Below are 14042 nucleotides of genomic sequence, written 5' to 3' on the forward strand. Positions count from 1 at the left end.
ATCCATCGGTCAGGAGAGGGCCATGTTCAATGCAGTCATCGACGCGCCGTTCGGCAAGGTCGGCATCCGCACGGATGCCGCGGTGGTGCGCGAGATCGTCTATCTGCCCGAATCGGTGAAGTCGGTCGATCCGGATTCGCCGCTCGCCAAGCGCGCGGTCAAGCAGATCGAACGGTATTTCGAGCGTGCGTCGGCGCGCTTCGACCTGCCGCTCGCCGAAGTCGGCAGCGCGTTCCAGCACCGCGTGTGGGACGTGATCAGCGATATTCCGCCCGGCACGGTGCTGACCTACGGGCAGGTCGCGAAGCGGATCGGCAGCGCGCCGCGCGCGGTCGGCCAGGCGTGCGGCGCGAACTACTTCCCGCTCGTGATCCCGTGCCATCGCGTCGTCGCGGCGGGCGGCCTCGGCGGCTTCGCGAACCACGACGACAACGGTTATTACCAGAAAGTGAAGCGCTGGCTGCTGGCGCACGAAGGCGTGCCGTACTGATGAGTGAATCGCTGATTTCCTCCGAAGCCGACGGCGATGCCGTCGAGATGTCGCCCGCGTTGCTCGCGAGCCGCGCGTCGATCGACGTGTTTTGCGATGCGCTGTGGCTCGAGCACGGGCTTGCGCGCAACACGCTCGATGCGTATCGGCGCGATCTGGTGCTGTTTTCACAATGGCTGGCGGAGACGCACGACGCGTCGCTCGATTCGGTCGACGAAGCGATGGTGACGGGCTACATCGCCGCGCGCAGCGACGGCAAGGCGACGTCGTCGAACCGGCGGCTTTCCGTGTTCCGGCGCTATTACGGCTGGGCCGTGCGCGAGCATCGCGCGAGCGCCGACCCGACGCTGCGGATCCTGTCCGCGAAACAGGCCGCCCGGTTTCCGTCGACGCTGTCGGAGGCGCAGGTCGAGGCGCTGCTCGGTGCACCCGACGTCGGCACGCCGCTCGGCCTGCGCGATCGTACGATGCTCGAGCTGATGTATGCGAGCGGGCTGCGCGTGAGCGAGCTCGTGATGCTGAAGACCGTCGAGGTCGGGCTCAACGAGGGCGTCGTGCGTGTGATGGGCAAGGGCTCGAAAGAGCGGCTCGTGCCGTTCGGCGAAGTCGCGCACGGGTGGATCGAGCGCTACCTGCGCGAGGCGCGGCCGGCGCTGCTCGGGGCGCGCGCGGCCGACGCGTTGTTCGTGACCGCGCGCGGCGACGGGATGACGCGCCAGCAGTTCTGGAACATCATCAAGCGCCACGCGCAGCACGCGGACGTGCGCGCGCACCTGTCGCCGCACACGCTGCGGCACGCGTTCGCGACGCACCTGCTGAACCATGGCGCCGACCTGCGTGTCGTGCAGCTGCTGCTTGGCCACAGCGATATCTCGACCACGCAGATCTATACGCACGTTGCACGCGAGCGCTTGAAGACGCTGCACGCGCAACACCATCCGCGCGGTTAGCGCATCCGGCGCGGCGCCGCCCGCGCCACGTGCGACGGCCTGCCCAATTCAGACCAGCTCGCGCAACTTGTGCTTCAGCACCTTGCCCGTCGACGCGGCCGGCAGCGCGTCGAGCACGCGGAGGTGCGCGGGGCGCTTGTAAGGCGCGAGCCGCTCCGCACACCATGCGTGCAATGCCGCTTCGTCTGCCGTCGCGCCGGGCACGAGCTCGACGAACGCGAGCACTTCCTCGTTGCCTTCGACCGCGCGGCCGATGACGGCCGCCTGCACGACGTCCGGATGCGCGTTCAGTACCTGCTCGACTTCGACCGGATAGACGTTGAAGCCCGACCGGATGATCAGCTCCTTGCTCCGGCCCGCGATCGTTACCGCGCCGTCCGCCTCCTGCCGCGCGAGGTCGCCGGTGCTGAGCCAGCCGTCCGGCGACACGGCCGCGTGCGTGGCGTCCGCGTTGCGGTAGTAGCCGAGCATCACGTTCGGCCCTCGCACGCGGATCTCGCCGACTTCACCCGGCGGCACGTCGGTGCCGTCCGGCGCGACGATCCGCATCTCCACGCCGGGAATCGGCACGCCGACCGAGCTGTCGGTGCGCGGCGCGTCGAGCGGCGTCTGCGTGATCGTCGGGCTGCTTTCGGTCATCCCGTAGCCGTTGTGCAGCGGCACGCCGTACAGGCGCTCGACACGCGCCTTCAGGTTCGCGTCGAGCGGCGAGCCGCCCGAATACGCGAAGCGCAGGCGCGGTGCGCGCCACGCGTGGCCGTGCGTGTGCAGGTGTTCGAGCAGCTTGGCGTGCATCGCGGGTACGCCCTGGAAGATCGTGACGCCTTCGTCGGCGAGCGCGACGCGCACGGCTTCGGGCGAGAAGCGCGGCGCGAGCCGCAGCGTCGCGCCCGCGTACAGGCTGCCGAGGCAGACCGACGCGAGCCCGTACACGTGCGACACGGGCAGCACCGTGTAGACGACGTCGTCGGGCGACACGCGGCGCAGCGTGCTCGACGTCGCCGCGATGAACAGCAGGTTGCGATGCGACAGCATCACGCCTTTCGGCGTGCCGGTCGTGCCGGTCGTGTAGATCAGCGCCGCGCATTGCGCGGCGCCGTCGGCGGCGACCGGTTCGCCCGGCGCGCTCGCGTCGACGTGGTACGACCATGCGCCGATGTCGACCGGCAGTGCGCCGGCGGGCGTTGCGGCGTATCGCGCGCCATGCGTGCGCGCGTCGGGCGATGCGTCGGTGGTGAACGCGATCAGCTTCGGCCGCGCATGCGCGGCGATCGCGTCGAGCTCGCCGGCGGACAACCGCGCGTTCGACACGAGTGCCCACGCGTCGAGGCGCGCGACTGCGAACAGCAGCACGATCTGCGCGATGCAGTTTTCGGCGACGATCATCACGCGGTCGCCGCCTTGCACGCCGAGGTTGGCAAGCAGCGCGGCGGCTGCATCGACGGCCTGCGACAGGTCGCCGTACGACAGGCGGCGCGCGTCCTCGATCAGTGCCGGATGCGCGGGCGCCTGCGCGGCCCAGCGTGCGGGCACGTCGGCGATGCGGCGAGGCAGCGCGGCGAGCAGTGCGTCGACGTCGAGCGGCTCGGAAGAGCGGAGGGACGAGAGCATGGCGTCTCCAGAAAAAGGGCGGGCGGCGGCTGACGAGGTTGGCGAACGATCGTGCCATGACGGCGCGCGCGCCACAATCGGCCATTCGGGCAATAGCGCTTCGCGATGTCCGCAATGATGATGGACGGAATCGTTGCGGCGCCGCAGCAGGCCGCCCGGCGAAAAAACGGGCCGCGAGTATACCGCCGGGCCGGCGCGAGGGCTTATCGCGCGCGCCGGTCGTTCACCATTAAAATGCCGCCATGAGCAAATCCAGGCATGTGTCCGAAACCCCCGCGACCCAGTTGCTGCGCCGCCACGGCGTTGTGTTCGGCGAGCATCCGTACGACTACGTCGAGCACGGCGGCACTGGCGAATCGGCGCGCCAGCTCGGCGTCGACGAGCACAGCGTCGTGAAGACGCTCGTGATGGAAGACGAGCACGCGAAACCGCTGATCGTGCTGATGCACGGCGACCGCACCGTGTCGACGAAGAACCTCGCGCGGCAGATCGGCGCGAAGCGCGTCGAGCCGTGCAAGCCCGAGGTCGCGAACCGCCATTCGGGCTATCTCGTCGGCGGCACGTCGCCGTTCGGCACGCGCAAGACGATGCCGGTCTACGTCGAGGCGACGATCCTCGAGCTGCCGACGATCTACCTGAACGGCGGGCGTCGCGGCTACCTCGTCAGCCTCGCGCCGGCCGTGCTCACGTCGCTGCTCGGCGCGCAGCCCGTGCAGTGCGCCAGTGTCGACTGAGGGTTTCACCTTCGTGGCAGGCCGCGCGCGTTCGGTAGAATGGGCGCCGTTTCGGCGTGCCGCGCGCAGCCGTCCCTTTACCGATACGTTGAAAGAAGAGTCCTCCGCATGCAGATCCTGCTCGCCGCCCTCGTTGCCTACCTGATCGGTTCGGTGTCATTCGCCGTCGTCGTCAGTGGCGCGATGGGCCTGGCCGACCCGCGTTCGTACGGGTCGAAGAATCCCGGCGCGACCAACGTGCTGCGCAGCGGCAACAAGAAGGCCGCGATCCTGACGCTCGTCGGCGATGCATTCAAGGGCTGGATTGCCGTCTGGCTCGCCCGGCGCTTCGGCCTGCCCGACGTCGCGGTCGCATGGGTCGCGATCGCCGTGTTCCTCGGTCACCTGTATCCGGTGTTCTTCCGCTTCCAGGGCGGCAAGGGTGTCGCGACCGCGGCCGGTGTACTGCTCGCGGTGCACCCGGTGCTCGGGCTCGCGACCGCGCTGACCTGGCTGATCGTCGCGTTCTTCTTCCGCTATTCGTCGCTCGCGGCGCTGGTGGCGGCCGTGTTCGCGCCGGTGTTCGACGTGTTCCTGTTCGGCACGGGCCACAACCCGGTCGCGTGGGCCGTGCTCGCGATGAGCGTGCTGCTCGTGTGGCGCCACCGCGGCAACATTTCGAAGCTGCTGGCGGGGCAGGAAAGCCGGATCGGCGACAAGAAGAAGGCGGCCGCGAATGGCGGCGCGCAGGACGGCGGGAAAGCCTGAGGAAGCGCGGCGCTTGGCCGCGTGCCGGGCGCGCCGCGTGTGCGGGGCCCGGCGGGATGACGTGACGGATCGCCCGGCGATCAGTCGCGGAAGTTGTTGAAGTCGAGCGGCGTGTCGGTCACGTCCTTGCGCAGCATCGCGATCACGCTCTGCAGGTCGTCGCGCTTCGTGCCGTTCACGCGCACTGCGTCGCCCTGGATGCTCGCCTGTACCTTGATCTTGCTGTCCTTCACGAGGCGCACGATCTTCTTCGCGAGATCGCCGGTCACGCCTTTCTTCACGGTGACGATCTGCTTGACCTTGTCGCCGCCGATCTTCTCGACCTTGCCGTAGTCGAGGAAGCGCACGTCGACGTTGCGCTTGGCCAGCTTGCCGATCAGCACGTCCTTGACCTGGCCGAGCTTGAAATCGTCATCGGCGAACAGCGTCAGCTCGCGTTCCTTCTGCTCGACGCGCGCGTCGGAGCCCTTGAAGTCGAAGCGCGTCGAAATTTCCTTGTTCGACTGCTCGATGGCGTTCTTCACTTCGATCATGTTCGCTTCGGAAACGACGTCGAACGATGGCATGGCATTCCTCCCTTGAGATGCGGGCACCCGGCTCGCGCGCGGGCACTCGCTATAATTGCGGACTGTTTGCCATTTTACCGATGCCCCTCCGTTTGCCCAAGGCCGGCCATGCGCCGCCCGGGCGGACGTGACCGCGAATGCCGATGCCTCCTGACGATTCCACCCTGTCGCTGCTACCCGACCATCCGCTCGCCGCACACAACACGTTCGGCATCGCCGCGACCGCGCGCTTTGCCGCGCGCATCACGCATGCGTCGCAGTTCGAGGCGCTCCATCGCGATCCGCGCGTCGCGAACCTGCCGCAGCTGGTACTCGGCGGCGGCAGCAACGTCGTGTTTACGCGCGACTTCGACGGCGTCGTGCTGCTCGATGAGATCGTGGGGCGCCGCGTCGTACGCGAGGACGACGACGCGTGGTACGTCGAGGCCGGCGGCGGCGAGAACTGGCACGCATTCGTCGCATGGACGCTCGAGCACGGGATGGCGGGCCTCGAGAACCTCGCGTTGATTCCCGGCACGGTCGGCGCCGCGCCGATCCAGAACATCGGCGCATACGGCCTCGAGATGAAGGCGTATTTCGACTCGCTGGTCGCGGTCGAGCTGGCGACGGGGCGCAGCGAGCGCTTCGACGCCGCGCGCTGCGCGTTCGGCTATCGCGACAGCTTCTTCAAGCGGGAAGGGCGCGGCCGGTTCGCGATCGTGTCGGTGACGTTCCGGTTGCCGAAGCAATGGGCGCCGCGGCTCGGCTACGCGGACGTCACGCGCGAACTCGACTCCCGAGGCATTGCACCCGACGCGGCCACGGCGCGCGACGTGTTCGACGCGGTCGTCGCGATCCGCCGCGCGAAGCTGCCCGATCCGCTCGTTCTCGGCAACGCGGGCAGTTTCTTCAAGAATCCGGTGATCGATGCCGCGCAGTTCGATGCGCTGCGCGCCCGCGCGCCGGAAGTCGTGTCGTATCCGCAGCCGGACGGGCAGGTCAAGCTCGCGGCCGGCTGGCTGATCGACCGCTGCGGCTGGAAGGGGCGCGCGCTGGGCGCGGCGGCCGTGCACGACCGCCAGGCGCTCGTGCTCGTCAATCGCGGCGGCGCGACGGGTGCCGACGTGCTCGCGCTGGCGCAGGCGATCCAGGCCGACGTGCGCGCACGTTTCGGCGTCGAACTCGAGCCCGAACCGGTCTGCCTGTAACGCGGGTTTGGCGCAGCTTTTCTCGCGCCCAAACAAAAAGCGCCGATCGTCGATCGGCGCTTTTTTCATGGATGGCCCGTTGCCGGCGCGTCAGTGCTTGAGGCGGCCGAGCAGCAGGAACTCCATCAGTGCCTTCTGCACGTGCAGGCGGTTTTCCGCTTCGTCCCACACGACGCTTTGCGGGCCGTCGATCACGCCGGCCGTCACTTCCTCGCCGCGGTGCGCGGGCAGGCAGTGCATGAAGAGGGCGTCCGGGTTCGCGTGGCCCATCATTTCCTCGTCGACGCACCAGTCGGCGAACGCCTGCTTGCGGGCCTCGTTCTCGGCCTCGAAGCCCATGCTCGTCCATACGTCGGTGGTGACGAGATCGGCGCCCTTGCACGCTTCGTTCGGATCGTCGAACACTTCGTAGAACGGCGCGCTGTCGGGCGATACGAGCTTCATGTCGAGCGCGTAGCCGGGCGGCGTGGACAGGCGCAGCTTGAAGCCGAGGATCTGCGCGGCTTCGATCCACGTGTAGAGCATGTTGTTCGCATCGCCGACCCACGCGACGGTCTTGCCGGCGATCGGGCCGCGGTGCTCGTAGTACGTGAAGATGTCGGCGAGCACCTGGCACGGGTGGTACTCGTTCGTCAGGCCGTTGATCACCGGCACGCGGGAATTGTCCGCGAAGCGCTTGATGACGTCCTGCTCGAACGTGCGGATCATGATGATGTCGACCATCCGCGAGATGACCTGAGCGGAATCCTCGACGGGCTCGCCGCGGCCGAGCTGCGTGTCGCGCGTGCTCATGAAGACGGCATGGCCGCCGAGCTGGAAGATCCCGGCTTCGAACGACAGGCGCGTGCGCGTCGAGCTCTTCTCGAAGATCATCGCGAGCGTGCGGTCGTGCAGCGGGTGATAGGTCTCGTAGTTCTTGAACTTGCGCTTCAGGATACCCGTGCGTTCGAGCACGTACTCGTAGTCTTCCAGCGAGAAATCCTTGAACTGCAGGTAGTGACGAATGGTTTTGGCGGTCATGAAGCGAAATACGGCGGGTTGCACCCGGCAGCAAGGCCGGACGGCGCCGCCGTCGGGTGTGGATAACTCAAAGCAGCATAAAGGATTTTCTGTGCTTTGACGAGCCGCGGAAAGAACCGGGGCTCGATCGCCGCGCGCGGCAAGCGACGCAGGAGGAGGGGTGTCGGGACGGCGCGCGATGGCGCGCTGCGGTATAATCCAAAAGTTTTCTCCAGCCCGGCAGGCAAGCCTTTTAGCGCTCTGCCGGACACAAGCCGTGCGCTGCACAAATCCGGTGCAGTCCGCCGGTGGCGCGCACCGACGTCCCGTTTTCGGGATATCGGACTGCTTGTGCCGCCGTCCGTTTCAGCTTTGTGTTCGCGTTTCCAGGCGCCGTTGTCTGGACATCGCCGGGCCGTCACTTGGGTAACCACATGGCTGAAACCCCTCCGACCGAATTCTTCATCCAGGGCATCACGAAAGACGGGAAAAAGTTTCGCCCGAGCGACTGGTCGGAACGTCTGGCCGGTGTGATGGCCTGCTTCGGGCCGGGGGCGAGCGGGCGGAACGCGCGTCTCCAGTATTCGCTCTACGTGCGTCCGACGATGCTCGGCGACCTGAAATGCGTGATCCTCGATTCCCGGCTGCGCGACGTCGAGCCGATGGCGTTCGATTTCGTGCTGAATTTCGCGAAGGACAACAACCTCGTCGTGACCGAGGCGTGCGAACTGCCGGACTATGACGCGAAGAAGTGATGCCGGCGCGGGCGAGGGCGCTTGCCGCGCCCGCCCTCGTGGCAACGGTCGTCGGCTGGCAGGATGCGCCGGCGACAGGCAACAAAAAAGCCCGCCTAGGCGGGCTTTTTTGCGATCGCAGGAAACAGGAACGCCCGCGTGAGCGGGCGCACCGGATTTACGCTGCTGCCTGCAGACCCTTGACGGCTGCGGCCAGGCGGCTCTTGCTGCGAGCGGCCTTGTTCTTGTGAACGATCTTCTTGTCGGCGATCGTGTCGATCGTCTTCACGGCAGCCTTGAACAGCTCGGCAGCCTTTGCCTGGTCGCCGGCTTCAACAGCCTTGCGAACCGACTTGATCGCGGTACGGAATTTCGAGCGCAGCGCCGAGTTGTGCGAGTTTGCCTTCGCGGCCTGGCGGGCGCGCTTGCGTGCTTGTGCGGAGTTAGCCATGACGGTTCCTTATCCTGTCCTGTTTCCAGAGCTTGGAGCCTGACGGCCAAGCGCTGCTTTTCGATCCGTCCCCTGAGAACGATTGCCCAGGGGCGCATAAAAAAACGGTGATTTTAACCGAGGCAGGGACATGAAAACGGCAGTTGCCGTGCATGTACGAGCCCAGAAACCGGCGATTATAGCAACAAAATCAAGCGCGTGGCAAGTTCAACGTGACACCCGCCGAGGAGGGCGCCGGACGCGTGCGCGCTTTTCGGCATCGGCCGCTGGCCGGGCCACGCAACGTCCGTATAATAAGCGCCCCATGAATCTATTCCGAGCCCTGCTGACGGTCAGCGGCTTCACGCTGCTGTCGCGCGTGACCGGACTGGCCCGCGAGACGCTGATCGCCCGTGCGTTCGGCGCCAGTCAATACACCGACGCGTTCTACGTCGCCTTCCGTATCCCGAACCTGCTGCGCCGCCTGTCTGCCGAAGGCGCGTTCTCGCAGGCGTTCGTGCCGATCCTCGCCGAGTTCAAGAACCAGCAGGGGCATGACGCGACGAAAGCGCTCGTCGACGCGATGTCCACCGTGCTGGCGTGGGCGCTTGCCGTGCTGTCGGTGGTCGGGATCGCCGGCGCATCGTGGGTCGTGTTCGCCGTCGCGTCCGGCCTGCACACCGACGGGCAGGCGTTCCCGCTCGCGGTCACGATGACGCGGATCATGTTCCCGTACATCGTGTTCATCTCGCTGACGACGCTCGCCTCCGGCGTGCTGAACACGTACAAGAGCTTCTCGCTGCCCGCGTTCGCGCCGGTGCTGCTCAACGTCGCGTTCATCGCCGCGGCCGTGTTCGTCGCGCCGCACCTGAAGGTGCCGGTGTTCGCGCTCGCATGGGCCGTCATCGTCGGCGGCGTGCTGCAGTTCCTCGTGCAGTTGCCGGGCCTGAAGAAGATCGACATGGTGCCGCTGATCGGCCTCAACCCGCTGCGTGCGTTGCGCCACCCGGGCGTGAAGCGCGTGCTCGCGAAGATGGTGCCCGCGACGTTCGCGGTGTCGGTCGCGCAACTGTCGCTGATCATCAACACCAACATCGCGTCGCGGCTCGGGCAGGGCGCCGTGTCGTGGATCAACTATGCCGACCGCCTGATGGAATTCCCGACGGCGCTGCTCGGCGTCGCGCTCGGCACGATCCTGCTGCCGAGCCTGTCGAAGGCGCACGTCGATGCCGATTCGCACGAGTATTCGGCGCTGCTCGACTGGGGCCTGCGCGTCACGTTCCTGCTCGCGGCACCGAGTGCGCTCGCGCTGTTCTTCTTCGCGACGCCGCTCACCGCGACCCTGTTCAACTACGGCAAGTTCGACGCGCACACCGTCACGATGGTCGCGCGCGCGCTGGCGACCTACGGGATCGGCCTCGTCGGCATCATCCTGATCAAGATCCTCGCGCCGGGCTTCTATGCGAAGCAGGACATCAAGACGCCCGTGAAGATCGCGATCGGCGTACTGATCGTCACGCAGATCTCGAACTACGTGTTTGTGCCGCTGATCGGGCACGCGGGCCTGACGCTGAGCATCGGCGTCGGCGCGTGCCTGAACTCGCTGCTGCTGTTCATCGGGCTGCGCAAGCGCGGCATCTACCAGCCGTCGCCGGGCTGGCTGCGCTTCTTCGTGCAGCTGATCGGCGCGGCGCTCGTACTCGCCGGCCTGATGCACTGGCTGTCGATCAGCTTCGACTGGACCGGGATGCGTGCGCGGCCGCTCGATCGCATTGCGTTGATGGCCGCGTGCCTCGTGCTGTTCGCTGCACTATATTTCGGTATGTTGTGGGTGATGGGCTTCAAATACGCTTATTTCAGAAGGCGCGCCAAGTGACGACCGCAATGACCCGCGTCCTCGACTACTTCAGCACGCTCGTGGCAGACGACGACAGCCTGCCCGTCACGGAAGCGGCGCTGTCGCTGGCGCAGGACGCGTATCCCGACCTCGACCTGCAGGGCACGCTGGCCGAACTCGACATGCTGGCCGCGCGGCTGCGCCGGCGGCTCACGGACGATGCGGACCTGAAGGGCCGCGTCGCCGCACTGAACGATTTCTTCTTCCGTGAGCTCGGCTTCGCGTGCAATCACAACGACTACTACGACCCCGATAACAGCCACCTGAACGCCGTGCTGAAGCGGCGGCGCGGGATCCCGATCTCGCTGTCGGTGCTGTATCTGGAGCTCGCCGAGCAGATCGGCGTGCCGGCGCGCGGCGTGTCGTTCCCCGGCCACTTCCTGCTGCGCGTCACGCTGCCGGACGGCGACCTGATCATCGATCCGGCCAACGGCCATTCGCTGTCCGAAGCCGAGATGGTCGAGATGCTTGAGCCGTATGTCGCGCGCGCGGCCGGTGCGGTCGACAGCGCGTTGCGCGCGCTGCTGCAGCCGGCGACGAGCCGCGAGATCATCGCGCGGATGTTGCGCAACCTGAAGACGATCTATCTTCAGACGGAACGCTGGCAGCGCCTGCTCGCAGTACAGCAGCGGCTCGTGATCCTGTTGCCCGAACACGTCGATGAAGTCCGCGACCGCGGATTCGCGTATGCGCGGCTCGATTACCTGCGCCCCGCGCTCGAGGATCTCGAGCAGTATCTCGGCGAGCGGCCTGACGCGGACGACGCCACCGTCGTCGAGTCGCAGGTGACCGAATTGCGGCAGCGGATGCAGCGCGACGGCGAAGATTGAGCCATCGCCACGCTGCCGGAACCCTGAATGAAAAGACGCCCGCATCGCGGGCGTTTTTTTGTGCCTATTTCGGCTGCATCCGAATCGCGCCGTCGAGGCGGATCACTTCGCCGTTGAGCATCGGATTCTCGACGATCTGGCGTACCAGCAGCGCGTATTCGGCCGGTTTGCCGAGCCGCGGCGGGAACGGCACCATCGCGCCGAGCGCGTCCTGCACGTCCTGCGGCATGCCGAGCAGCATCGGCGTCTCGAACAGTCCGGGCGCGATCGTCATCACGCGGATGCCGCTGCGCGACAGGTCGCGCGCGATCGGCAGCGTCATGCCCGCGACGCCGGCTTTCGACGCCGCGTACGCGGCCTGGCCGATCTGCCCGTCGAACGCGGCAACCGACGCGGTGCTGACGATCACGCCGCGCTCCCCGTCCGCGGTCGGCGCGGTGGCAGCCATCGCGGCGGCCGCGAGCCGGATCATGTTGAACGTGCCCACGAGGTTCACGTTGATCGTCTTCACGAACACGTCGAGCGGATGCGCGCCGTCCTTGCCGACGGTCTTCGCGGCCGGCGCGATGCCCGCGCAGTTCACGAGGCCGCGCAGTGTGCCGGCTTGTGTCGCCGCGCCGACGGCCGCCTGCGCGTCGGCTTCGCTCGACACGTCGCAGTGTACGAAGATGCCGCCCAGCTCGGTCGCGAGCGCGGTGCCCGCCGCGTCGTTCAGGTCGGCGAGCACGACCGTGGCACCTGCCTGCGCGAGCATCCGCGCCGTGCCGGCGCCGAGGCCCGATGCGCCGCCCGTGATCAGAAACACGTTGCCGCGAATATCCATGACTGTCTCCGTTGTTGAGCGCCCCTGACGCTTCAGTGCTCAGGGGCGGACCCATCCAAAGTGGTCGAGCGCTGTTGGCGTTGCGGCGCTGGTTGCGGTGCCGCGCAAAGCGGTTGTGTGGTTCGATGTCGTGCGATCGGTTGAAATGCCTGCGCCCGGGTAAAGGGAGCGCCCGCACCCGACCGATTGTACGGGGCGCTCTCGAACCCTCCACGGTTTCCTGCGATGAACCAAAAAAAAGCCGCCCGGAAAGGGCGGCTTGCGGGTGCGCGATGCGCTGCTTACTTCAGTGCGCCAAACGCGCGCTCGCGGATTTCCTCGACGCTGCCGAGGCCCGAGATCTTGCGATACTGCGGCGCCTTCAGGCCGTTTTCCTCGCCGCGCTGCGCCCAGTCGCCGTAGTACGTGATCAGCGGCTTGGTCTGCGCTTCGTACACTTCGAGGCGCTTCTTGACGGTTTCTTCCTTGTCGTCGTCGCGCTGGATCAGCGGCTCGCCCGTCACGTCGTCGTGGCCTTCGACCTTCGGCGGGTTGAACTTGACGTGGTACGTGCGGCCCGATGCCGGGTGCGTGCGGCGACCGCTCATGCGCTCGATGATTTCCGAGAACGGCACGTCGATCTCGAGCACGTAGTCGATCGCGACGCCGGCTTCCTTCATCGCGTCAGCCTGCGCGATCGTGCGCGGGAAACCGTCGAACAGATAGCCGTTCGCGCAGTCGGATTCCTTCAGGCGTTCCTTGACGAGGCCGATGATCAGCGCGTCCGGTACGAGCTTGCCGGCGTCCATGTAGCCCTTCGCCTCGACGCCGAGCGGCGTGCCGGCCTTCACGGCCGCGCGCAGCATGTCGCCCGTCGAGATTTGCGGGATGCCGAATTTTTCCTTGATGAAGTTTGCCTGGGTGCCCTTTCCCGCGCCGGGCGCGCCCAACAGGATCAAACGCATGGTGATATCTCCAGTATGTAGATTCGTGTGGCGAGACGAAAAAAAGCGCCGGCGACGGTGTGCGCGGGGCTTGCCTGGCGCGTGGCGGACCGGTCTGATGCGGCGCGTCGGGTTGGGCGACGCGCGGCTGCCGGCAGGGCCGCGGGCGGGGTCAAGCGAGGACGCGCTGGTCGCGGACGGCTCGCACAATCGCCTGATTATGCCACGGGTTATTTTGATGACGGCTGAAAAAGGGCCTGCACGCGTGCGAGATCGGCCGGCGTGTCGATTCCGGCTTCCGGCGCGGACTCGGTGATCAGCACGGCGATGCGCTCGCCGTGCCAGAGCGCGCGCAGCTGTTCGAGCTGCTCGGCCTGTTCGATCGGCGCCTGCGCGAGCGTCGGATAGGTGCGCAGGAAACGCGCGCGATAGGCATAGAGGCCGATGTGCCGGTAGACCGGGAAGGCCGGTGCAGGCAGGGCCGCGACGTCGGGCCAGTGCGGCTGGTACGCATCCCGGCTCCACGGAATCGGCGCGCGCGAGAAGTACAGCGCGACGCTCTGCGCGTCGAGCGCGACCTTCACGACATTCGGGTTGAACACGTCGGCCGCGTCGTGGATCGGGTGGGCGGCCGTCGCAATCGCGCAGGCCGGATGCGCGGCGAGGTGCGACGCTACGTCGCGCACGAGCACGGGGTCGATCAGCGGCTCGTCGCCCTGTACGTTGACGACGACGGTGTCGTCGCTCCACCCGAACGTCGCCGCGACTTCCGCGAGCCGGTCGGTGCCGGACGGATGGTCGGCGCGTGTCAGCACCGCTTCGAAGCCGTGATCGCGGGCCGCATCGAGCACGCTCTGCGCGTCGGACGCAACCAGCACCTGCTGCGCGCCCGCTTCGCGCGCGCGCTCGGCGACGCGCACGACCATCGGCTTGCCGCCGAGATCGGCGAGCGGCTTGTTGGGGAGCCGCGTCGACGCGAGCCGGGCGGGAATGACGGCGATGAAGGGTTGAGTCATCGGGGAGGGCGGTGAGAAGAACGGAGCGGGCGGCGCGTCGGGTGCGGGCCGCCCGGCGGGTTCGGCGCCCTCGCAGCGGGCAGGCCGCGGCGAGGGCCGGGTCGG

15 protein-coding genes are annotated in these 14042 nt (G+C 67.3%); 8 read left to right on the forward strand and 7 right to left on the reverse strand.

Features of this window, described 5'->3' with window-relative positions:
* Positions 1–22: 22 nt before the first annotated feature.
* Together F3J15_RS28445 and xerD are read left to right on the forward strand one after the other, a co-directional pair.
* A complete protein-coding gene (locus tag F3J15_RS28445) occupies positions 23–490 on the forward strand; it encodes a methylated-DNA--[protein]-cysteine S-methyltransferase (protein ID WP_034190552.1) in 468 nt (155 codons plus the stop codon).
* The gene (xerD, locus tag F3J15_RS28450; RefSeq protein WP_166895386.1) at positions 490–1440 is read left to right on the forward strand and encodes a site-specific tyrosine recombinase XerD; all 951 of its coding nucleotides are present in this window, start codon (positions 490–492) and stop codon (positions 1438–1440) included. Before F3J15_RS28445 ends, xerD begins: the two co-directional genes overlap by 1 nt.
* A 48-nt stretch (positions 1441–1488) precedes the next feature.
* Here xerD and F3J15_RS28455 read toward each other — a convergent pair whose 3' ends face one another.
* On the reverse strand, positions 1489–3051 hold the full coding sequence (locus F3J15_RS28455; protein WP_166895388.1) for an AMP-binding protein: 1563 nt from the start codon (positions 3049–3051) through the stop codon (positions 1489–1491).
* A gap of 242 nt (positions 3052–3293) precedes the next feature.
* Here F3J15_RS28455 and ybaK point away from each other — a divergent pair, with 242 nt between their 5' ends.
* Together ybaK and plsY are read left to right on the forward strand one after the other, a co-directional pair.
* Entirely contained in the window at positions 3294–3785 is a 492-nt protein-coding gene (gene ybaK / locus F3J15_RS28460) for a Cys-tRNA(Pro) deacylase (RefSeq protein WP_166895390.1), read from the forward strand.
* Positions 3786–3893: 108 nt separating this feature from the next.
* On the forward strand, positions 3894–4532 hold the full coding sequence (gene plsY / locus F3J15_RS28465; RefSeq protein ID WP_166895392.1) for a glycerol-3-phosphate 1-O-acyltransferase PlsY: 639 nt from the start codon (positions 3894–3896) through the stop codon (positions 4530–4532).
* Between the two features lie 80 nt (positions 4533–4612).
* On the opposite strand, the gene F3J15_RS28470 is transcribed toward plsY, so the two are convergent.
* Positions 4613–5098 (reverse strand): YajQ family cyclic di-GMP-binding protein, encoded by a 486-nt coding sequence (locus F3J15_RS28470; RefSeq protein ID WP_039368282.1) that lies wholly within the window; start codon positions 5096–5098, stop codon positions 4613–4615.
* Between the two features lie 137 nt (positions 5099–5235).
* Between F3J15_RS28470 and murB the strand changes: the two genes are divergently transcribed.
* On the forward strand, positions 5236–6285 hold the full coding sequence (gene murB, locus F3J15_RS28475; protein WP_166895394.1) for a UDP-N-acetylmuramate dehydrogenase: 1050 nt from the start codon (positions 5236–5238) through the stop codon (positions 6283–6285).
* Between the two features lie 90 nt (positions 6286–6375).
* Here murB and argF read toward each other — a convergent pair whose 3' ends face one another.
* Positions 6376–7305: an ornithine carbamoyltransferase gene (argF, locus tag F3J15_RS28480; RefSeq protein ID WP_069248690.1), complete on the reverse strand. Its 930-nt coding sequence runs from the start codon at positions 7303–7305 to the stop codon at positions 6376–6378.
* Positions 7306–7718: 413 nt separating this feature from the next.
* On the opposite strand from argF, the gene F3J15_RS28485 reads away from it, so the two are divergent.
* On the forward strand, positions 7719–8039 hold the full coding sequence (locus F3J15_RS28485) for a DUF3579 domain-containing protein (protein ID WP_089426173.1): 321 nt from the start codon (positions 7719–7721) through the stop codon (positions 8037–8039).
* A gap of 157 nt (positions 8040–8196) precedes the next feature.
* Here the strand turns inward: F3J15_RS28485 and rpsT are convergent, their stop codons facing one another.
* Positions 8197–8469, reverse strand: a complete 273-nt coding sequence (rpsT, locus tag F3J15_RS28490; RefSeq protein WP_006482211.1) for a 30S ribosomal protein S20 — start codon at positions 8467–8469, stop codon at positions 8197–8199.
* A 304-nt stretch (positions 8470–8773) separates the two neighbouring features.
* Here rpsT and murJ point away from each other — a divergent pair, with 304 nt between their 5' ends.
* On the forward strand, positions 8774–10324 hold the full coding sequence (gene murJ / locus F3J15_RS28495; protein ID WP_166895396.1) for a murein biosynthesis integral membrane protein MurJ: 1551 nt from the start codon (positions 8774–8776) through the stop codon (positions 10322–10324).
* An 8-nt stretch (positions 10325–10332) separates the two neighbouring features.
* On the forward strand, positions 10333–11175 hold the full coding sequence (locus F3J15_RS28500; protein WP_089446686.1) for a SirB1 family protein: 843 nt from the start codon (positions 10333–10335) through the stop codon (positions 11173–11175).
* A gap of 64 nt (positions 11176–11239) precedes the next feature.
* Here the strand turns inward: F3J15_RS28500 and F3J15_RS28505 are convergent, their stop codons facing one another.
* The 3 genes from F3J15_RS28505 to kdsB form a co-directional block, all read right to left on the reverse strand.
* Positions 11240–11998 (reverse strand): SDR family NAD(P)-dependent oxidoreductase, encoded by a 759-nt coding sequence (locus F3J15_RS28505; RefSeq protein WP_166895398.1) that lies wholly within the window; start codon positions 11996–11998, stop codon positions 11240–11242.
* A gap of 281 nt (positions 11999–12279) precedes the next feature.
* Positions 12280–12942: an adenylate kinase gene (gene adk / locus F3J15_RS28510; protein ID WP_011352990.1), complete on the reverse strand. Its 663-nt coding sequence runs from the start codon at positions 12940–12942 to the stop codon at positions 12280–12282.
* Between the two features lie 209 nt (positions 12943–13151).
* Positions 13152–13937, reverse strand: a complete 786-nt coding sequence (gene kdsB / locus F3J15_RS28515; protein WP_069248686.1) for a 3-deoxy-manno-octulosonate cytidylyltransferase — start codon at positions 13935–13937, stop codon at positions 13152–13154.
* Positions 13938–14042 lie beyond the last annotated feature (105 nt).

Source organism: Burkholderia sp. Ap-955 (assembly GCF_011753045.1).
GTDB lineage: Bacteria > Pseudomonadota > Gammaproteobacteria > Burkholderiales > Burkholderiaceae > Burkholderia > Burkholderia lata_D.